Origin of the sequence: Streptomyces sp. NPDC021115, assembly GCF_044333065.1 — a bacterium.
GTDB lineage: Bacteria > Actinomycetota > Actinomycetes > Streptomycetales > Streptomycetaceae > Streptomyces.
In genome coordinates, this window is sequence record NZ_JBIRQF010000005.1 from 486,115 (window position 1) to 504,692 (window position 18,578).

Annotated in this window: 14 protein-coding genes; 6 read left to right on the top strand and 8 right to left on the bottom strand. The window is 73.5% G+C overall.

Annotation, left to right across the window (positions count from 1 at the left end; all coding sequences use genetic code 11):
- Nucleotides 1–20 precede the first annotated feature (20 nt).
- From gntA to ACH4TL_RS19755, 6 genes are all read right to left on the bottom strand, one after another.
- Nucleotides 21–764: a guanitoxin biosynthesis heme-dependent pre-guanitoxin N-hydroxylase GntA gene (gene gntA / locus ACH4TL_RS19730; RefSeq protein WP_398315748.1), complete on the bottom strand. Its 744-nt coding sequence runs from the start codon at nucleotides 762–764 to the stop codon at nucleotides 21–23.
- A gap of 221 nt (nucleotides 765–985) precedes the next feature.
- Complete coding sequence (locus ACH4TL_RS19735) at nucleotides 986–1,114, bottom strand: hypothetical protein (protein WP_398315750.1); 129 nt, start codon at nucleotides 1,112–1,114, stop codon at nucleotides 986–988.
- A 152-nt stretch (nucleotides 1,115–1,266) separates the two neighbouring features.
- Nucleotides 1,267–5,919, bottom strand: coding sequence for an HAD-IC family P-type ATPase (locus ACH4TL_RS19740; protein ID WP_398315752.1), 4,653 nt, complete (start codon nucleotides 5,917–5,919; stop codon nucleotides 1,267–1,269).
- A 100-nt stretch (nucleotides 5,920–6,019) separates the two neighbouring features.
- On the bottom strand, nucleotides 6,020–7,465 hold the full coding sequence (locus ACH4TL_RS19745; RefSeq protein ID WP_398315754.1) for a lipase maturation factor family protein: 1,446 nt from the start codon (nucleotides 7,463–7,465) through the stop codon (nucleotides 6,020–6,022).
- A 147-nt stretch (nucleotides 7,466–7,612) separates the two neighbouring features.
- Complete coding sequence (locus tag ACH4TL_RS19750; RefSeq protein ID WP_398315756.1) at nucleotides 7,613–8,665, bottom strand: LacI family DNA-binding transcriptional regulator; 1,053 nt, start codon at nucleotides 8,663–8,665, stop codon at nucleotides 7,613–7,615.
- Nucleotides 8,666–8,742: 77 nt separating this feature from the next.
- Nucleotides 8,743–10,074: a hypothetical protein gene (locus ACH4TL_RS19755; protein WP_398315758.1), complete on the bottom strand. Its 1,332-nt coding sequence runs from the start codon at nucleotides 10,072–10,074 to the stop codon at nucleotides 8,743–8,745.
- 176 nt (nucleotides 10,075–10,250) lie between these two features.
- On the opposite strand from ACH4TL_RS19755, the gene ACH4TL_RS19760 reads away from it, so the two are divergent.
- The 5 genes from ACH4TL_RS19760 (at nucleotide 10,251) to ACH4TL_RS19780 (ending at nucleotide 16,854) form a co-directional block, all read left to right on the top strand.
- Nucleotides 10,251–11,117, top strand: coding sequence for an Fpg/Nei family DNA glycosylase (locus tag ACH4TL_RS19760; protein ID WP_398315760.1), 867 nt, complete (start codon nucleotides 10,251–10,253; stop codon nucleotides 11,115–11,117).
- A 104-nt stretch (nucleotides 11,118–11,221) separates the two neighbouring features.
- The gene (locus tag ACH4TL_RS19765) at nucleotides 11,222–12,418 is read left to right on the top strand and encodes an FAD-dependent monooxygenase (protein ID WP_398315762.1); all 1,197 of its coding nucleotides are present in this window, start codon (nucleotides 11,222–11,224) and stop codon (nucleotides 12,416–12,418) included.
- Between the two features lie 67 nt (nucleotides 12,419–12,485).
- Nucleotides 12,486–13,796 (top strand): NAD(P)/FAD-dependent oxidoreductase, encoded by a 1,311-nt coding sequence (locus ACH4TL_RS19770; protein ID WP_398315764.1) that lies wholly within the window; start codon nucleotides 12,486–12,488, stop codon nucleotides 13,794–13,796.
- 58 nt (nucleotides 13,797–13,854) lie between these two features.
- Nucleotides 13,855–15,687 carry a transketolase gene (locus ACH4TL_RS19775; protein ID WP_398315766.1) on the top strand — a complete coding sequence of 611 codons (1,833 nt, stop codon included), beginning with the start codon at nucleotides 13,855–13,857 and terminating at the stop codon, nucleotides 15,685–15,687.
- Nucleotides 15,688–15,786: 99 nt separating this feature from the next.
- Nucleotides 15,787–16,854 carry a phosphatidylinositol-specific phospholipase C domain-containing protein gene (locus ACH4TL_RS19780; RefSeq protein WP_398315768.1) on the top strand — a complete coding sequence of 356 codons (1,068 nt, stop codon included), beginning with the start codon at nucleotides 15,787–15,789 and terminating at the stop codon, nucleotides 16,852–16,854.
- Between the two features lies 1 nt (nucleotide 16,855).
- Here ACH4TL_RS19780 and ACH4TL_RS19785 read toward each other — a convergent pair whose 3' ends face one another.
- The gene (locus ACH4TL_RS19785; protein ID WP_398315770.1) at nucleotides 16,856–17,092 is read right to left on the bottom strand and encodes a dodecin; all 237 of its coding nucleotides are present in this window, start codon (nucleotides 17,090–17,092) and stop codon (nucleotides 16,856–16,858) included.
- A gap of 119 nt (nucleotides 17,093–17,211) precedes the next feature.
- On the bottom strand, nucleotides 17,212–17,673 hold the full coding sequence (locus ACH4TL_RS19790; protein WP_398315772.1) for a universal stress protein: 462 nt from the start codon (nucleotides 17,671–17,673) through the stop codon (nucleotides 17,212–17,214).
- Between the two features lie 51 nt (nucleotides 17,674–17,724).
- Here ACH4TL_RS19790 and ACH4TL_RS19795 point away from each other — a divergent pair, with 51 nt between their 5' ends.
- A complete protein-coding gene (locus ACH4TL_RS19795; protein WP_398315774.1) occupies nucleotides 17,725–18,576 on the top strand; it encodes a metallophosphoesterase family protein in 852 nt (283 codons plus the stop codon).
- Nucleotides 18,577–18,578 lie beyond the last annotated feature (2 nt).

Sequence of the window (18,578 nt, forward strand, 5' to 3'; positions counted from 1 at the left end):
TCACCTCTGTCCGCGGGATCTCAGCCCGCGGTGCCGGTGACGGACGCGGCCGCCGCCGAGACGGTCAGCTCGCGCTCCGCCCGCTCCCGCTCGGCCGCCCGGGCGGCGAAGGGGCACTGCCAGTCGGCGGGCTTGGGGCGGCCCGAGTACCGGCGGGCCTCGGACAGCTCCTCGTACTCGTACAGGTTGGGGTTGATGTCCCCCTGGAGCTGGATGTCCTGCTTGCGGATCTTCTCCGCGAGCCGGTCCCACATCCCGGCGGCCTTGATCCGGTCGAACTGCTCGTGGGAGTTGAAGGCCAGCATCGGGAAGGGCGGCCGGCGGCCGAACCGGCGGTGGGTCTCGTGCAGGCCGATCACGAAGAAGGGATGGCCGGCCACGCTGAATCCGAACTCGGGGGACTGGGCATCGGAGGAATAGCCCTCCGCCCAGTGATGGAATTCCGCGTCCTGTTCGTGGAGCAGTTGCAGCTGTTGCCACAGCAGCTCCTCGAACCGTAGCTCATCGACCCCGCGCGGTTGCTCGAAGGTCGCGATGAAACTGGTGAACGTCCGGGCGCTCCAGTCCGCGGTACTCACGAACTCCGCGATATCGAGCGCCAGCAGCCGGGCGGAGTCCTCGCCCCCCAGCAGGTCATAGTGGCGGTGAGTGATGCCTCCCCGGCGCCAGGCGGAACGCCCGGCAAGGCAGGCGAACCGATCACCGAGGATGAACTCCTCGACGTCACCACGCGCATCCACCGTCATGGCCAGCCTTTCTTCCACCTACGTGCCTCCTCGCAGGGGTCATCTCCTTCACACATCCGAAAGCGCCCACCCCTCACCGGCGGTACCCGGAAGGACCGAGTCCGCTGGAGGACGGGGAAGGTCACTTGGTGATTGTGACGGGCCGAGGCCGATCAACGAAATTCGTGGCGAGCTTCGTACTGAAGAAATCACCCACGACGGGATGTTCGTGGCGAACAGTCGCCGGAATAACGGTCGTATCAGACGGTGGCCGGGGCGGCCGACGGCTTGAACACGACGGTCACGAGCGACGTCGCGAGCTGCGCGAGCAGCACTTCCAGAGCCATGCGGGCCAGCTTGGCCAGGACGGTCGTCAGAATCTCGGCCATGGGTTACCTCACTGGACGGAACAGATGTGGAAGCAGGTCATCCGCTTCCATGTCCGCAGCCTGACCAGGGTGGGGAAGCGGGTCGCGCACGCCGGGTAAATATCGGGTGAAGGGGTGACAAGCGTCCGGTGAGAACCGCTGCCCGCCCCCCGCTACATCGCGCAGGGCACCCGCCGCGCGAAGAGCAGCCGCGGCGCCGCGGCGGCACCCAGGGTCGCACCGGCCGAGCACACGCCCACCACCGTCCAGGCCATCGGCCCCAGCGGCGTACAGCCGAAGAAGTGGCTGACCACCGGCGTCTCGATGACGGCGAACAGGGCGGCCGCCGACGCCACCCCGGTGACCAGCACCAGCGGGCTGTGCCAGTCGGTGATGAACGTCTGGCCCAGCTGGGTGCCGACCAGCGCCGCGAGCCCCATGGTGCTCGCCCGCCGGGCCCGGCCCGTCATCCGCCCGCAGGTCCACGCCGCGGCGGCGCCCAGCGCGGTGGCGGTGCCGCGCACGGCCAGGATCCGGCCCAGGTCGGAGCCGAGTAGCGCGGGGGAGGGGCCGCCGGCCAGCGGATCCTCCCCGGCCGTGTCCTCCCGGGCCCGGGCCAGGGCGACCGCCAGCGCGGGCAGCATGTCGGTGAGCAGGTTGACCAGCAGCAGCTGCCGGGTGCCGAGCGGCGCCCGGCCCGCCACCGCCGCGCCCAGCACGGTGAAGGCGACCTCGCCCGCGTTGCCGCCGACCAGGATCGCCACCGCGTCCCGCACGCTGCGCCACAGCGCCCGGCCCTCCCGCAGCGCGTCGAGGATCCGGGTCGGGTCCGGATCGGTGAGGACCAGATCCGCCGCGGCCCTGGCCGAGGTCGAGCCGTGGGCCGACAGCCCGATGCCCACGTCCGCGAGGCGGATCGCGGCCGCGTCGTTGACACCGTCCCCGGTCATGGCCACCACCCGCCCGGCCTGTCGCAGCGCCTGGACGATGCGCACCTTGTGCTCGGGGGAGACCCGGGCGAAGACGGTGGTGCGGGAGATCCGCTCGATCCGCTCCTTCTCGGGGAGGGTGTCCAGCTCCGGGCCGGTGAGCACCGGGCCGGAGTCGGGGATGCCCAGCTCGCGGGCGATGGCGGCGGCCGTGGTCGGATGGTCGCCGGTGATCATGGCGATGCGCACCCCGGCGTCGGTGAGCCGCTTGACGGTCTCCGCCGCGCCCGGCCGCGTGGTGTCGGCGATGGCGACGAAGCCGAGCAGGGTCAGCCCCCGGGCCAGCTCGGCGAGCGTCGCCCCCGGCGTGCCGGATGTGCCGGATGAGCCGGACGTCTCCGGCGTGTCGGCGGCGTCGGCCGTATCGGGCAGGGTCTCGGCCACCGCCAGGACCCGCAGCCCGTCGGAGGCCAGCGAGTACAGCAGACGCTCGGTGGAGCGCAGCCGCTCGGGGGTCAGCGGTACGGCGCGGCCCGCCGCCACCGGGCCGAGCGCTGAGGTGCAGCGGGCGAGCACGATCTCCGGTGCCCCCTTGACGGCGAGTCGCGGCCACCCGGACTCGGTGCCCAGACACGCCGAGAAACCGCGACTGGCCTCGAAGGGCAGCTCGGACACCGGCCGCCACGCGTCGTCCCCTTCGCAGTGCGCGGCCGCCGCGTCCACCACGGCCTGATCGGTGGCGTGGGTGAGCGCCCGGCCGCCCTCGGGTCCCGGACAGGCCCGGGCCGCGGTGCGCAGCAGCCGGCGGCCCAGCGGGCTGTCGGTCGGCAGGTCGTGGTCGTACGCCGCCACCCGGGCCACCGACAGCCGCCCCTCGGTCAGCGTGCCGGTCTTGTCGAAGCACACCGTGTCCACCCGGCCCAGCGCCTCCAGCACCCGCGGCGAGCGGGTCAGCACCCCGCGGCGTCCCAGCCGCCGCGCCGCGGCGGACTGCGCCACGGTGGCCACCAGCGGCAGCCCCTCGGGCACGGCGGCCACCGCGACGGCCACCCCGGTCGCCAGCGCCTCGCGCACCGGCGTGCCGTGCAGCAGGCCCAGCAGGGTGACGGCGGCGCCGCCGATCCCGGTGGCGGGCAGCGCGACCCTGGTGAGCGAGGCGAGCCTGCCCTCGATGCCGAGGGGCGGCTCGCCGCGCCCGGCCAGTGTGGCGGCGCGCCCCGCCTCGGTCTGCGGCCCGGCGGCCACGACCACCGCGCAGCCGGTTCCGGCGAGCACGGTGCACCCCTGGTAGACCATGCAGGAACGGTCGGCCAGATCGGCGCCCGGCGTGGCGGCCGGGTCCTTGGCGACCGGCCCCGACTCGCCGGTCAGCCCGGCCTCGTCCAGCTCCAGCCGGTCGCTCACCAGCAGCCGGGCGTCGGCCGGTACGACGTCGGAGGGGCGCAGCGCGACGATGTCGCCGACCGTCAGGGTCTCGGCGGCCACGCGCCGCGCCGGGGCCGTGGTGAGCCCGGCGAAGAACGCCTCGCGGTCCACGGCCATCCCGTCCGCCAGTGACATCGCGGGCGCCCAGCCGACCAGCCGGGCGTGCCGCTGCTCGCTCAGCAGCAGGCCCCGCAGCGAGTGTTCGGCCCGCAGCCGCTGCGCGCCGCTGATCACCGCGTTGCCCGCCATGACCCCGGCGACCAGCAGGGAGTCCACTCCGGACCCCACCGCCGCGGACGCCGCGGCGCCCAGTGCCAGCACGGGGGTGAGCGGATCGCGCAGCTCCTCGCGCACCGCACCGGCCAGCGCGGCGGTGTCCCGGGTCAGCGCGCCGACGGGGGAGGCGGCGACGCCCGCGGCCCCGGCCCGTACGACCATCCCCGCGGCCCTGCGCACCGGGCGCAGCGGAGCCGCCCATACCCGGCGTGTCGCCGCCCCGGCCGCCTCGTCGTGCGACACGCCGGGGTCCGAGGGCTCCGCCCGGTGCTCCTGGAACGCGCGGGTCACGCTCAGCGTCTCCCGCGCCCCCAGCATGTGCCAGTTGCCGCGGACCCGCTCCGCCGGAAGCGGACGGCGGTGCACCCGGCGCGCCGCGCCGATCCCGCCGAGCACGGCCAGGAAGGCCGCGCTGTACACCGGGGAGGTGGCGAAGCCGACCGCGGTGGGCCGGGTGCCCGCGGCGGCGATGAGCGCGCCGAGCGCGGAGCCGCCCGTCGACAGCCGGGCCGACCGGTGGCTGACCCCGCGCGCGTCCTGGAGCGCCCGCAGCACCCGCCACGCCTGGGCGAGCCCGGGGCCGCAGAGCAGATCCGCCGACCAGCACACCCGCGCCTCGCCGCGCCGTACGACGCCGACGCCGAGGTCCGCCGCGCCCAGCGCGGCGTCCTCCTCGGCGCTGATCAGCAGCACGCCCTGGCCGTCGGTCTGCAACCGGCGCACCCGGTCCGGTAGCGCCGTGCCGCGGGCGAGCAACTCGTCCGCCCAGGGCGCGATCTCCTCCGCGCTCGCGTGCTCGGTGAGCAGCAGCCGGTCCGCACCGGCGCGGGCGGCGGCCACCACGGCGTCGGCCAGCGGGTCGAGTTCGCAGCCGATGCGGACCCGCGCCTGCCGCCGCCCGTGCGGGTCGCACAGGTCCACGGTCATCGCCGACGGGCTCGACGGGTGGGCAGCGGGGACGTCGTCCGGCCGCTCCAGCCGCCAGGAGCCGCGGACCCAGGGTCCCTGACCGGAGAGTTCCGGCAGCGAGCGGCGGTCCAGGACGGACTGCGCCGCGCTCCACGCCCCGGCCTCGTCCAGGTCGCCGACGGTGGCCACCGACAGCAGCCGCGGGCGCCGGGTGCACAGCACGCCCGCGTCGATCAGGACCAACGAGATCCGGTCCAGCAGCCGCAGCGCCGCGCCGTTCATGGGCACCACACCCTCGCGGGCCAGGGCCTCGCCCAGCCGGGCGGCGAAGGCCTCCCGGCCCGCGCCGGCGGCCCTCGGCACGGTGGCCAGGATCGCCTCCGCGGCCCGCGCCGGGTCCCGCGTCCAGGCCAGCAGCCCGCCCGCCCCCATCAGGGACGCCAGCGAGGTGCGGTCGACGCAGGTCTCGACCGGACCGGCGGGCAGCGGCGCGGGGCGGGGCGCCGGGGGAGGCGAATGCGGCGGCAGCCCGTCGGAGCCGGGCACCAGCTCGGGTTCGCGGCGCTGCCATACGGCCTGCCGACCGCGGATCTCGGCGAGTTGCAGCAGGCGCTGCACCGCGTCCAGCGCCAGCGGTACCTCACCGCTGGTCAGCGCGTGCACCGCCGCGTTCGACACGCCGAGCAGCAGGGTGGTGTGGGCGTGGCCGAGCCGGGACTCCAGCAGACCGCGCAGCCGCGGCTGGATCTCGGCCATCACCACGGGGATGCGCAGCGCGGGGGTGAGCGCGTGCAGCAGCGTCACTCGCCGGATCGTGGCCGTCATCAGCCCCACGCAGTCGGCGGCGAGGGCGGTGGCGGCCAGCGTGGCGGGGGCGGTGTCGTACGGCGGGAACGGGCGACCGGCCGGGAAGGTGTCCGTATCGCTTCCGTGGGCCTTCTCGATGTGCTCGATCACCTCGAGCACATCGTCGGCGTCGAGATGGTCCTCGTCCCAGTCGACCAGCACCTGGCCCACGGCCGCGTTCACCTCGGCCCAGTTGACGCCGTGCAGGCGGCGCAGCGCGGCCGTCAGGCGTTCGGCCAGCCGGTCGTGCGCCTCCCCGTGTCCGGTGAGCCCGCGCACCTCCACATGCGCCCGGCCCTCCCGCGCCCACACCCTGCGGCGGGTGCGCCGCTCACCGGTGTCGCGCAGGATCTCGGCGACGTCCGCGAGGCGCAGCCGCAGGCCGTGGACGCTGCGGACCGGGAGGGCGACGAGATCGGACAGCATCGCAAATGGCAGCACCGGCCGCGCTCCCTCGGTCGCCGAAAGGAACAAACGACAGTATGTGTACCTGTTTCCGCCGAAAGCTAACAAAGGGTGCGGCCAGAAGGGGAACGGCCCGTCACCGGCCCCGCGGGTCCACCTCCTCCAGCCGGACCGGGGGCAGGAACTCGCCGATCAGGGTGCGGTGCCACCACCCGCCACCGGCGCGCCGCTCCCGCCGGGTGGTGAAGCGGTAGAGGTACAGCCGGGCCCGGATGTGGGTGGGCGGCGCGTCCGGGAAGGGGGAGGTGCGCAGCAGCCGCAGCGTGGCCCGGTCGTTCACCAGCAGCTTGCCGACGAGCGGGGTGAACCACGACCCGGCGTACGCCGAGGAGATCCCGGCGAACCACATCATCCAGTCCAGCCGCAGGTGGTACGGCGCGAACTGGCGCGGCATCCTGCGCACATCGCCCGGCTTGCCCCGGAACTCGTACTCCTTCCACACGGTGTCCGGGGTGAGCACGGGTTCGTCCGTCCCCTCGATCACCACCTCCTGCCGACTGCGGTTGACGCTGCCGAACGCGCCGTAGGTGTTGACCAGATGGAGCGGATTGAAGGAGTAGTTCATCAGCTGGCGGCCCGAGAGGAGGTTGCGGGCGGGCCAGTAGCTGAGCACCACGACGAGGACGAAGGCCGCCGCCACCAGCACCTCGTACCAGGCCGGGGGAGCGGGCAGCGGGGGCGGCGTCGGCAGCGGCAGCACCTCGGCGGCCATCCGCCCGTCGACCGCGGAGAGGGCCAGCACGATCGTCGCCCAGTTCAGCCAGGAGAAGTTGCCGGACGCCACCAGCCACAGCTGGGTGACCACGATGATGCCCGCGGCCACGCTCGCGACCGGCTGCGGGGTGAACAGGGTCAGCGGAACGATCAGCTGGGCGACATGGTTGGCAGCCGTCTCGACCCGGTGCAGCGGCTTCGGCAGATGGTGGAAGTACCAGCTCAGCGGGGAGGGCATCGGCTGGGTCTCATGGTGGTAGTCCAGACAGGTCAGATCGCGCCAGCAGCGGTCCCCGCGCATCTTGATGAGCCCGGCACCGAACTCCAGCCGGAACAGCAGCCAGCGCAGCAGCCACAGGATCAGCACGGGCGGCGCGGTCCGCCCGTTTCCCAGGAACACGGCGAGGAACCCGGCCTCCAGCAGCAGCGACTCCCAGCCGAAGCCGTACCACACCTGCCCCACGTTGACGATCGACAGATACAGCAGCCACAGCACCAGCCACGCCGCCATCGCGGCCCACAGCGGCACGTCGTCGGCGGCCCCGGCCAGCACGGCGGCGGCCAGCGCGGCGCCGAGCCAGACGCAGACGGTGAAGAAGCGGTCGGAGTAGTGCAGATGGAAGAGGCTGGGCGAGCGGCGGAACGGCACCCGCGCGAGGAACCGGGGCGCCGGGGTGAGCCCCCGCTCGCCGATCAGGGCCCGGCCCTGGAAGGCCGCCGTCAGGAAGGCGATCAGATAGATGGCGGCCAGCCCCCGTTGGAAGACCAGTCGGCTCAGCCAGTAACCGGATGACGTGAACCAATCCATAAGGGCTGCTCCCTGGGCCTGTTGCCGCCGCGGCCTGCGGCTATCCGTACCACCTCCGGCGAGTGCCCGCAGCGCGGCGCGGCATTCGGGCCGCGGGGGCGCCCGAGCGCGGGTGCGCGGGGCCCGGCGGGGGACGGCTGAACCGGTTCAGGGCCTCCGGGCCGGTGGCGGCGCCGTGCTCGCCCGGGGGGTGAGGGCCGGGGTCGGGGCCTGGTGGGCGCGGGACTCGGCCCGGTCCAGGACGTCGAACAGCCGCCGCGCCACCTCCGCGCCGAAGCCGAACACATCGTGGCTCATGGCCGACAGCGTCGGATGCGTCAGCCTGCACAGCTGGGAGTCGTCCCACGCCAGCAGCGACACATCGGCCGGGACCGCGAGCCCCATCTCGGCCGCCACCGAGAGACCCGCCACCGCCATGATGTCGTTGTCGTAGATGATGGCCGTCGGCCGGTCGTCCGAGGCCAGCAGGGCGCGGGTGGCCCGCGCGCCCTCCTCGCCGGAGAAGTCCGTGGCCACCGTGCGCCCGGCCCCGAGCCCCAACGCGCCCAAGGTGGCCTCGAAGGCGGCCGTCCGCACGGTGCTGTGGCCGAGCGCGGGTGCCCCGCCGACCCGGGCGATCCGGCGGTGGCCGAGCGCCGCCAGATAGCGCACCGCCTCGCCCACCGCGGTCGCGTCGTCCGTCCACACCGAGGTGAGCCCGCCCGCGAGTGACGGGTGCCCGGCGGCGACGGCGGGCAGCCCGAGCCGCCGCAGCGCGGGGACGCGCGGATCACCGTCGCGCAGGTCGACCAGGATCGAGCCGCCCACCTGCCGCCCGCGCCACCACGCCTCCTGGACCGCGATCTCCTCCTCCACGTCCCGCACCAGCCGCAGCAGCAGTGAGCAGGACCGCTCGACGAGCACGCTCTCGATGCCCGAGACGAACTCCATGAACCAGGGTTCGAGACCCAGCATCCGGGCCGGGCGGGCGATGGCCAGGCCGACGGTGTCCACCCGGGAGCTGGACAGGGAACGGGCGGACAGATGGGGTGCCCAGCCCAGGTCGCGGGCGGCCGCGAAGATGCGGTCCCGGGTGGCGGGGGAGACCCCGGGACGGTCGTTGAAGGCGAGCGAGACCGCGCCCTTGGAGACCCCGGCGCGCGCCGCCACGTCCCGTATCGTGACGCGCCGCCCCCGGTCCGGCCCGACCTCGCCGCCCATAACCGCTCCCCCGTGTCCGGCCCGCATGAACCGCCACACGATATCGCGGCGATGAACCGGTCCAGCGGCCGAGCGAATCAGCGGGCATCCGCCTCGCTGCCGCCGTTGGTACGGCCGTCGGTGCCGCCGCCGGTGCCGCCTTCGACGAGGCGCAGCCGCCGGAGCGTACGGCGCAGCGCGGGCAGGCCGGGCAGCCCCGGTGGCACCGGCAGCCGGTGCCACGGCACACAGCGGTCGACCAGGCCGAGGGCCAGCCGCGCCCCGGCCCGCACCGGCACCCCGAGGACGGTGTCGCGCGGCGGTGGCGCGGCGCTCGAACACAGCCCGAGACGGTGTGCGGCGGCCGCCTCGTACGCCGCCTTACGGGCCCGGTTGAGGTTGCCCAGCGGCCGGAACTCCTCCGTGGTGTGCCACGGGTTGAACGCCAGCTGCTCGACCCGGCGGGCTGCCGCCCGGGCCCCGGGGGTGTCCAGATCCTGGCGGGGTACGGTCAGCAGCGCCACCGGGACGAGCGGGGCGTCGCTCTCCCGCCACTCCACCGAGCCGTCCTCGACCGGGGTGCGGCGCTCGTCCGCATAGCGCTGCACACACAGCTCGAAGCACACGTCGCCGGTGGCCAGCCGCATCGTCAGCTCATGGCGGAGGTAGTCCGGATCGGAGCCGTCCGGGAACGGCGCGGGGGTGCCGCCGGGGGCCGGGCGCAGCTGGTAGCGCACGGGCCCGGCCGCGCCCCACAGGACCGCGCCCCGGCTCCAGAACGTCTCGCGGGCCAGCGAGCCGACCGCGTACCGGGTGGCGGTGTGCACATTGCGGCGCATCCGGTCGGCGGCTCCCCAGCCGACGGCCAGCGGCAGCCGGACGAAGAGCCCGAAGGCCCGCTCGACGGTGGTGTCCGCGCCCGCCGTGGCCTTGGCGAAGGCCACGAACTCGCGCGCGTCGGCGGCGTGGGACACCGGGAAGCTGGTGGCCAGCAGATCGTGGCTCTCGCCGGGGGCGACCTGCACCCGCACCGCCATCCCGCGCAGATCGGGCGTGGCGTCGTGGCGCTCGGTGCCGCTCTCGTTGGACAGCCGCACCACGGCCGGGTATTCCGCGCCCGGCCGGGCGTACCCGACGCACAGCTCGGGCGGAAGGCCGTCGTGGAAGCGCAGCCGTGCGTTGTCCACGCCGAGCGCCGCCTTCGCGTGGAACGTGCGCAGCAGATGGGCGGCGCCCGACGCCTGCTGGTGCGCCCGCTGGACGGTCATCAGCTCCCGCGCCAGCCTCTCGAAGAGCAGCCGTTCGGCCTCGGGGCTGCCTCCCTCGTACGCCTCGTACGCCTCGTACGCCTCGTACGCCTCGTACGCCTCGTACGCCTCGTCGGGCTCGTATCGCGGTACGGGCCGCTCGCGCTGTCCGGTGTCGGGCATGGGGACTCTCCGTGCGGGGCGAATGGGGCATCGAGGGTGCAAAGGTCTCTGTCGGGACAAGAGAGACAGTAGGGGAGGTGATCGCACCCCGCAGCCCGGAGTGGTACGGGGGTGGGGCACGCGGGGTACACGGGTGGCCGGGCGCGCACCCTGCGGTGCTGCGGCACACTGGTGGCATGCCGGAGCTGCCCGAGGTGGAGGCCCTTGCCGGAATCCTGGCCGACCGCGCCGTGGGCCGGGAGATCGCCCGCGTCCTGCCCGTCGCGGTGAGCGTGCTGAAGACGTACGACCCGCCGCTGACCGCCCTCGAAGGCCGTACCGTCACGGCGGCGGGCCGCCACGGCAAGTTCCTCGACCTGGCCACCGACGGCCCCCATCTGGTCGTCCACCTCGCCCGCGCGGGCTGGCTGCGCTGGAAGGACGGGCTGCCCGAGGCCCCGCCGCGCCCAGGCCGGGGCCCGCTGGCGCTGCGGCTGCTGCTGTCAGGACCCGAGCGCTCCGGCTTCGACCTCACCGAGGCGGGCTCCCGCAAGGGGCTGGCCGTGTACTGCGTGCGCGAGCCGGGCGAGGTGCCGGGCATCGCCCGCCTCGGCCCCGATCCGCTGGCGGAGTCCTTCACCCTGGAGGCGTTCGCCGGGCTGCTGCGCGGCGTACGCCACCGCATCAAGGGGGTGCTCCGCGACCAGAGCGTCATCGCCGGGATCGGGAACGCCTACTCCGACGAGATCCTGCACGCCGCCCGGATGTCGCCCTACCGGCTCGCCTCGGATCTCACAGAGGACGAGATCGCCGTCCTGTACGAGGTGCTGGGCGCCACCCTGCGCGACGCCGTCGAACGCTCCCGGGGCCTCGCGGCCGGGGACCTCAAGGCGGAGAAGCGCGGCGGGATGCGGGTGCACGGCCGCACCGGCGAGCCCTGCCCGGTGTGCGGCGACACCGTGCGCGAGGTGTCCTTCAGGGACTCCTCGCTCCAGTACTGCCCCACCTGCCAGACCGGCGGCAGACCGCTCGCCGACCGCCGGATGTCCCGGCTGCTCAAGTAGGCACCCTTAACACTGCCGTACCGGCCTTGGCGAACCCGCCCCGGGATCCGCGCCCGGGCCCTATGGTGCTGTCACCTTTTACCGACCCTCTGTCACGGAGCACCATGACCAAGGCCCTGATCATCGGTGGCGGCATCGCCGGTACGGTCACCGCGATGGCCCTGCACAAGGCGGATATCGAAGCGGTCGTCTACGAGGCGTACCACCCGGACGCCACCGACACGGGCGGTGCGTTCCTCCTCGTCGCCAACAACGGCCTGGAGGCGCTGCGCACCATCGACGCGCTCGAACCGGTCCTGGAGCACGCCTTCCCGGCCACCCGCGTGGAGTTCATCAGCAACACCGGCAAACGGCTCGGCGACAAGCCGATGTCCGGTGCGGGGGACGGCGGCCTCGGGGCGGTCACCATCAGGCGCGCCACGCTGGCCCGGGTGCTGCGCGAGGAGGCGGTGCGCCGCGGAGTGCGCATCGAGTACGGCAAGCGGCTGCTGGCCGCCCAGACCGGCCCGGACGGCCGCGTCGTGGGCTCCTTCGCGGACGGCGGCCGGGCCATGGGCGACGTGCTCGTCGGCGCAGACGGAATCCACTCCCTCATCCGCCGGACCATCGACGCGGGCGCGCCCCGGCCCCGCTACACCGGACAGCACACGGTGTGCGGCTACACCCGCGACGCCGCCTCGCCGCCCGCCCAGGACACCTACACGATGGTCTTCGGCAAGCAGGCGTTCTTCGGCTGTACCGCCGCGCCCGACGGCGAGGTGTGGTGGTTCTCCAACGCCCCGGCGGCCGAGTTGTCCAAGGCGGAGCTGGCCGCCGTCACCCCGGAGCAGTGGCGGGAGCGGCTGACGGAGCTGTTCGCCGAGGACCAGACCCCGGCCGCCGACATCGTCCGCGCCACCGGCGACACCATCGTCGCCACCGCCGCCTACGACCTCGTCTCCACCCCGATCTGGTCCGAGGAGGGCATGGTCATCGTGGGCGACGCGGCCCACGCCTGCGCGCCCAACGCCGCCCAGGGCGCCTCGATGGCCATCGAGGACGGCGTGGTGCTCGCCAAGTGCCTGCGCGACCTGCCAGGACCGCGGTCGGCCTTCGCCGCGTACGAGGGGCTGCGCCGCGAACGGGTCGAGAAGGTGGCCGCGAACAGCGCGGGCCTGGCCCGCCGCAACGCCCCCGGACCGGTCAAGCGGGCCCTGCGGGACGCCACGATGGCCCGCCGGCTCGACCGGGCGGGCACCACGGGCGGCGACGACTGGCTCACCGGCTACCGCATCGACTGGGACGAGCCCGTCACTCCCTAGCCGCGGTTTGATCTCGGCCCACACGGGCACCCGGAGCGCTCTGCCCCCGTGACGCCCTGGAGTCCGTGTGAGCCCAGTACGCATCGTGATCGTGGGGGCCGGTTTCGCCGGTTACCAGGCCGCCCGTACGCTGTCGCGCTCGCTGCGGCGCACCGCGGAGATCGTCCTGATCAACCCCAACGACTACTTTCTGTATCTGCCGCTCCTCCCCGAGGTGGCCGCCGGTGTCCTGGAGCCCCGCCGGGTGTCGGTGTCCCTCACCCGCACCCTGCCGCACGTCCGGCTGGTGCTGGGCAACGTCGACTCCGTCGACCTCACCGGCCGCCGCGTCACCTATACCGACCCCGAGGGCGGGCGCGGCGAGATGGGCTACGACCGGCTCGTCCTGGCGGTCGGCAGCGTCAACAAGCTGCTGCCGATCCCGGGCGTGGCCGAGCACGCGCACGGCTTCCGCGGTATGCCGGAGGCCCTGTACCTGCGGGACCACGTCACCCGCCAGCTCGAGATGACGGCCAACACCAGCGACCCACGCGAGCGGGCCGCGCGCCGCACCTTCGTGGTGGTGGGCGCCGGATACACCGGCACCGAAGTGGCCGCCCACGGCGTGCTGTTCACCGACTCGCTCGCCCGGCAGAACACCGCGCTGCGCCATGAGCCCCGGCCCCGCTGGATGCTGCTCGACGTGGCGAAGCGAGTGCTGCCCAGCCTGGACGAACGCCTCTCCCGCACCGCGGACCGGGTGCTGCGGCGGCGCGGGGTGGACGTACGTCTTGGCACCTCGGTCAAGGAGGCCACCTCCGACGGGGTGCTGCTCGACGACGGCGAGTTCATCGACACCCGGTCGCTGATCTGGTGCGTCGGTGTGCGCCCCGACCCGCTGGTGGAGGATCTCGGGCTGGCGACCGAGCACGGGCGGTTGCGGGTCGACCAGTATCTGACCGTGCACGGCCACCCGGAGGTGCTGGCCTGCGGCGACGCCGCCGCGGTGCCCGATCTGACCCGGCCGGGGGAGTTCACGCCGATGACCGCGCAGCACGCGCAGCGCCAGGGCAAGGCGGCCGCCCACAACGTCCTGGCCTCCCTGGGGCGCGGCGCGCCGCGCCCGTACAAACACCACGACCTGGGGTTCACGGTCGACCTCGGCGGCGTCCAGGCGGCCGCGGACCCGCTGCACATCCCGCTGGCCGGCCCCGCGGCCAACGCGGTCACCCGCGGCTACCACCTGATGGCCATGCCCGGCAACCGGGTCCGGGTGGCCGCCGACTGGCTGCTGGACGCGGCGCTGCCGCCGCAGGCGGTGCAGTTCGGCCTGGTGCCGTCCTGGTCGGTGCCGCTGGACACCGAGTCACCCGAGGTCGCGCGGCACAGCCGCGGCTGAAGCGACGGAAGCCGGGCCGCCGGAAATCAGGTCGCCGGAAACCCCTGGAAGGAGAACAATGCGACACGAACAGCTCAGCGAGCTCGGGCAGCAGCTCCGGGTGGACTCCGTGCGGTCCTCGGCCGCCGCCGGGTCCGGCCACCCCACGTCGTCGATGTCGGCGGCGGACCTGATGGCCGTCCTCATGGGCAACCATCTGCGCTATGACTTCGAAAAGCCGGAGCACCCGGGCAACGACCACCTGATCTTCTCCAAGGGACACGCCTCTCCGCTGCTCTACTCGCTCTACAAGGCGGCGGGCGCCCTCAAGGACGAGGAACTGCTCACCTTCCGCAAGCTCGGCAGCAGGCTGGAGGGCCACCCCACGCCCGAGCTGCCCTGGGTGGACGTGGCCACCGGATCGCTCGGCCAGGGACTGCCCTTCGGCGTCGGCATGGCGCTGGCCGGAAAGCGGCTCGACCACGTCTCCAGCCGCGTCTGGGTGCTGTGCGGGGACAGCGAGATGGCTGAGGGCTCGATGTGGGAGGCGTTCGAGCACGCGGGGTACGAACGGCTCGACAACCTCACCGCCGTCATCGACGTCAACCGGCTCGGCCAGCGCGGCCCCACCCGCCACCAGTGGGACCTGGAGGCATACGCCCGCCGCATCCGCGCGTTCGACTGGCACACCATCGAGGTCGACGGGCACGACATCGCCGCGATCGACCGCGCGTACGGCGAGGCCACGTCGACCGTCGGCCGCCCCACCGCCATCATCGCCCGCACCCAGAAGGGACGCGGTGTCGCCTCCGTGGAGAACCACGAGGGCATGCACGGCAAGCCGCTGAAGGACCCCGAGGAGGCCATCGCCGAACTCGGCGGCGTACGGAACATGGCGGTACCGGTGCTCGGCCCGCCCGCCGAGAAGCCGACCCGGCCCACCTCGGAAGGCCCGCTGAGCCTGCCGCGCTTCAACACCGGCGACACCGTCCCCACCCGCGACGCGTTCGGCGAGGCGCTGGCCGCCGTCGGCACCGCCCGCGGCGATGTGGTGGCGCTCGACGGGGAGGTGGGCGACTCGACCCGGCTGGAGTACTTCCACAAGGAACACCCTGAGCGCTACTTCGAGTTCTTCATCGCCGAACAGCAGATGGTGGCCGCAGCGGTGGGCATGCAGACGCGCGGCTGGACCCCGTACGCGTGCACCTTCTCCGCCTTCCTCACCCGCGCCTACGACTTCGTCCGGATGGCTGCCGTCAGCCGCGCGAACCTCAATTTGGTCGGCTCGCACGCCGGGGTCGCCATCGGCCAGGACGGGCCCTCGCAGATGGGCCTTGAGGATCTGGCGGCGATGAGGGCGGTGCACGGCAGCACCGTGCTCTACCCGTGCGACGCCAACCAGACGGCCCAGCTGACCGCCGCCATGGCCGAGCTGTCGGGCATCCGCTATCTGCGCACCTCGCGCGGCGGAACGCCCGTCATCTACCCGTCCTCCGAGCGCTTCCCCGTCGGCGGATCGAAGATCCTGCGCGCCACCGAGAACGACCAGGTCACCCTCGTCGCCGCCGGGATCACCGTCCACGAGGCCATCGACGCCGCCGACCGGCTCGCCCGGGACGGCATCTCCGCCCGCGTCATCGACCTGTACTCGCTCAAGCCGGTCGACGCCGAGGCGCTGCGCACCGCCGCCGAGGTGACGGGCCGTCTGATCACCATCGAGGACCACCACCCCGAGGGCGGTGTGGGCGACGCGGTCCAGGGCGCCTTCGCCGACGGCCACCGGGCACCGCGCATCGTGCGGCTCGCCGTACGGAACATGCCGCTGTCCGGCACCCCCGCCGAGCAGCTGAACCAGGCCGGGATCGACGCCGAGGCCATCGCCGCGGCGGCCCGCGAACTCGTCGCCGCCTGACCCCGGAACACCCCTATGTGACCCACACCCCCTCGTCACCCGTGGGCCCCTCCCGTACGCTGCTGCCCATTCTGATGGCAGCGGCAGGGGTGGGGTCGGATGGGCAACTCGGGGCGATCCGCGTCCGGCAGGGCGCGGCACAGGCGCAACGTGGCGGCCGCGGCGGCGGCCGCCGCACTGTGTCTGACGGCGGCGGAGAACGCGAGCCCGGCCGCCGCGGCCGAGCCGTCGTACGCCGCCACCACGGGCGTGGGCGTGCACAACGCGTATGAGAAGGCCAAGTACCCGTACTTCGCCGACGCGCTCGACTCCGGCGCCTCCCTGCTCGAACTCGACGTCTGGACCAACGTGTTCGGCGCAGGCTGGCGGGTCTCGCACAGCAATCCGCTCGGCAACGACAACAACTGCGAGAACGCCGCCACCCCCGCGCAGCTGCGCACCAAGGCCCGCAACCAGAGCCTGGCGGGCTGCCTCGCCGACATGAAGGCATGGCACGACGCCCACCCCGGTCACCGGCCCATCGTCATCAAGACCGAGATGAAGGACGGCTTCTACGACAAGAGCGGCCGCGGCCCCGACGACCTCGACGCCCTGCTGTCCAGCACCCTCGGCGACGCGCTGCTGCGCCCAGCGGACATCGTGGGCGACCACTCCGACCTGGACCAGGCGGTACGGGCCGGGGCGTGGCCGTCCCGGTCCGCGCTCGCGGGCAAGTTCATCGTCGAGCTGATCCCCGGCACCGTCGAGGAGAACAACCCGCTCGACACCCTGTGGACTGACCGCGAGTACGCCACCCATCTGCGCGATCTCGCCGCCGCCGGACGGCTCCGCGAGGCCGCCGCGTTCCCCGCCGTCCACACCGCCGCCACCGGCGATCCGCGCACCCGCTACCAGGACGCCGCGATCCGCCCGTGGTTCGTGTTCTTCGATGGGGACGCCTCCGCGTACGTCACGCAGAACATCGACACCGCCTGGTACGACACCCGCCACTACATCCTGATCATGACGGACGCGCAGAACGTCGCGCCCGCCATCGACGGTACCAACCCCACCGAGGCCCAGGCCCGGGCGCGGGTGAACGACCTCGCAGCGCGGCACGCCAGCCTCGCGACCGCCGACTGGTATCCGCTGACGTCCGTGCTGTCCGCCGTCGTCCCCCGTGGCTGAATCAGCCGGGCAGATCGCCGGAGCCGGAGTCGGTGTCCTCCAGCCGGAATCCGAGCTTCAGTCCCACTTGGTAGTGCGCGATCCGGCCGTTCTCGATATGCCCGCGGACGGCGCCGACCTCGAACCAGTCCAGATTGCGCAGCGTCTTCGAGGCGCGGTTGACCCCGCTGCGGATCGCGTCGTCGACGCTCTCGGTGGACGAGCCGACGATCTCCGTCACCCGGTAGGTATGGGACATGGCAGTCTCCCCGGTCCTGGGGCGGTCCGATGGTTCCACTCACCACGGTGCCCCACCCCGCCCCGGTCCGCGAGCCGGAGGACCGCCGCCCGGCGCGGCGGGCGACGCCGTCCGCCGCGCTACGGCACCACCGTGACCGGCCAGCGCCCCGCCTTGACCAGCCGGACCGCCACCGAGCCGACGATGCGGTGCCCCGCCTGCTCGGACGCGCCGACCACCACCGCGTCCGCCTTCAGCTCGTCCGCCGCGGACACCAGGCCGTTGTACAGATCGCCGCGGAAGGTGTGGAACTCCCAGCGCACCTCGAAGACCCCGCTCAGCCGCCGGGTCGCCTCCCGCACCTCCCGCAGCAGCTCCTCGGCCACCTCGCCCGTGGTGTCCGCCACGGAGGCGCCCAGCGCCGCCCCGGCCGCCATCACGGGCTGCACGTACACCACGGCGAGCAGCGCGTTCTGCCGTCTGGCCAGCCCCGCGGCGTACGCGGCGGCACGCCAGGAGGACTCGGAGCCGTCCAAGCCGGCCACGATAACCTTCGGACCGTCAGTTCCGCGCTCGAAGGACGCGGGAAGTTTGTCCACCACATCTGCGAGGCTAACGCCAATATGACCGCCGACCGTACGACAGGAGAAACCATGGGCGGCACGCACCGGGGTGAACTGCTCGCCATCAGCGACCTGCACGTGGCCTACGAGGAGAACCGGGCGATCGTGGAGCGGCTGCGGCCCGGCTCCGATGACGACTGGGTGATCGTCGCCGGGGACGTCGGCGAGGTCTTCGCCGACATCGAATGGGCACTGGGACTGCTGAGCGAGCGCTTCGCCAAGGTCATCTGGTCGCCGGGCAACCATGAGCTGTGGACCCACCCCAAGGACCCGGTGGAGGCCAGGGGCGTGGCGCGCTACGAGGCGCTGGTGGAGATGTGCCGGAGCAAGGGCATCGTCACGCCCGAGGACCCGTACCCGGTGTGGGAGGGCATCGGCGGGCCCCTCACCATCGCCCCGCTGTTCCTGCTCTACGACTACACCTTCCGCCTCGACGGCCTGCACACCAAGGAGGCCGCCCTCGCCCACGCCCACGACGAGGGCGTCGTCTGCACCGACGAGCACTTCCTGCACCCCGACCCGTACCCCACCCGCGACGCCTGGTGCCGCGCGCGGATCGCCGAGACCGAGGCCCGGCTGGCCGCCTGCGACCCGGCGCTGAAGACGGTGCTCATCAACCACTGGCCGATGACGCGGCTGCCCACCCGGGTGCTGCGCTACCCCGACTTCGCCCTGTGGTGCGGCACCGAGCTGACCGCCGACTGGCACGTGCGGTTCCGCGCCGAGACCGTGGTCTACGGCCATCTCCACATCCCCCGCACCACGGTGGAGGACGGGGTGAAGTTCCAGGAGGTCTCGGTCGGCTACCCGCGCGAGTGGAAGGCCCACGGCCGGGTGCCCGAGGACCCGCTGCGCCGGGTGCTCCCGGTGCCGGTGTCCTGACC

What these genes read in the sequence shown, in the direction of transcription:
- ACH4TL_RS19745 (WP_398315754.1), bottom strand. Translation starts at nt 7,465, where the DNA reads ATGGATTGGTTCACGTCATCCGGTTACTGGCTGAGCCGACTGGTCTTC.
- ACH4TL_RS19765 (WP_398315762.1), top strand. Translation starts at nt 11,222, where the DNA reads ATGACCAAGGCCCTGATCATCGGTGGCGGCATCGCCGGTACGGTCACC.
- ACH4TL_RS19775 (WP_398315766.1), top strand. Translation starts at nt 13,855, where the DNA reads ATGCGACACGAACAGCTCAGCGAGCTCGGGCAGCAGCTCCGGGTGGAC.
- ACH4TL_RS19750 (WP_398315756.1), bottom strand. Translation starts at nt 8,665, where the DNA reads ATGGGCGGCGAGGTCGGGCCGGACCGGGGGCGGCGCGTCACGATACGG.
- ACH4TL_RS19735 (WP_398315750.1), bottom strand. Translation starts at nt 1,114, where the DNA reads ATGGCCGAGATTCTGACGACCGTCCTGGCCAAGCTGGCCCGCATGGCT.
- ACH4TL_RS19780 (WP_398315768.1), top strand. Translation starts at nt 15,787, where the DNA reads ATGGGCAACTCGGGGCGATCCGCGTCCGGCAGGGCGCGGCACAGGCGC.
- ACH4TL_RS19795 (WP_398315774.1), top strand. Translation starts at nt 17,725, where the DNA reads ATGGGCGGCACGCACCGGGGTGAACTGCTCGCCATCAGCGACCTGCAC.
- ACH4TL_RS19760 (WP_398315760.1), top strand. Translation starts at nt 10,251, where the DNA reads ATGCCGGAGCTGCCCGAGGTGGAGGCCCTTGCCGGAATCCTGGCCGAC.
- ACH4TL_RS19755 (WP_398315758.1), bottom strand. Translation starts at nt 10,074, where the DNA reads ATGCCCGACACCGGACAGCGCGAGCGGCCCGTACCGCGATACGAGCCC.
- ACH4TL_RS19785 (WP_398315770.1), bottom strand. Translation starts at nt 17,092, where the DNA reads ATGTCCCATACCTACCGGGTGACGGAGATCGTCGGCTCGTCCACCGAG.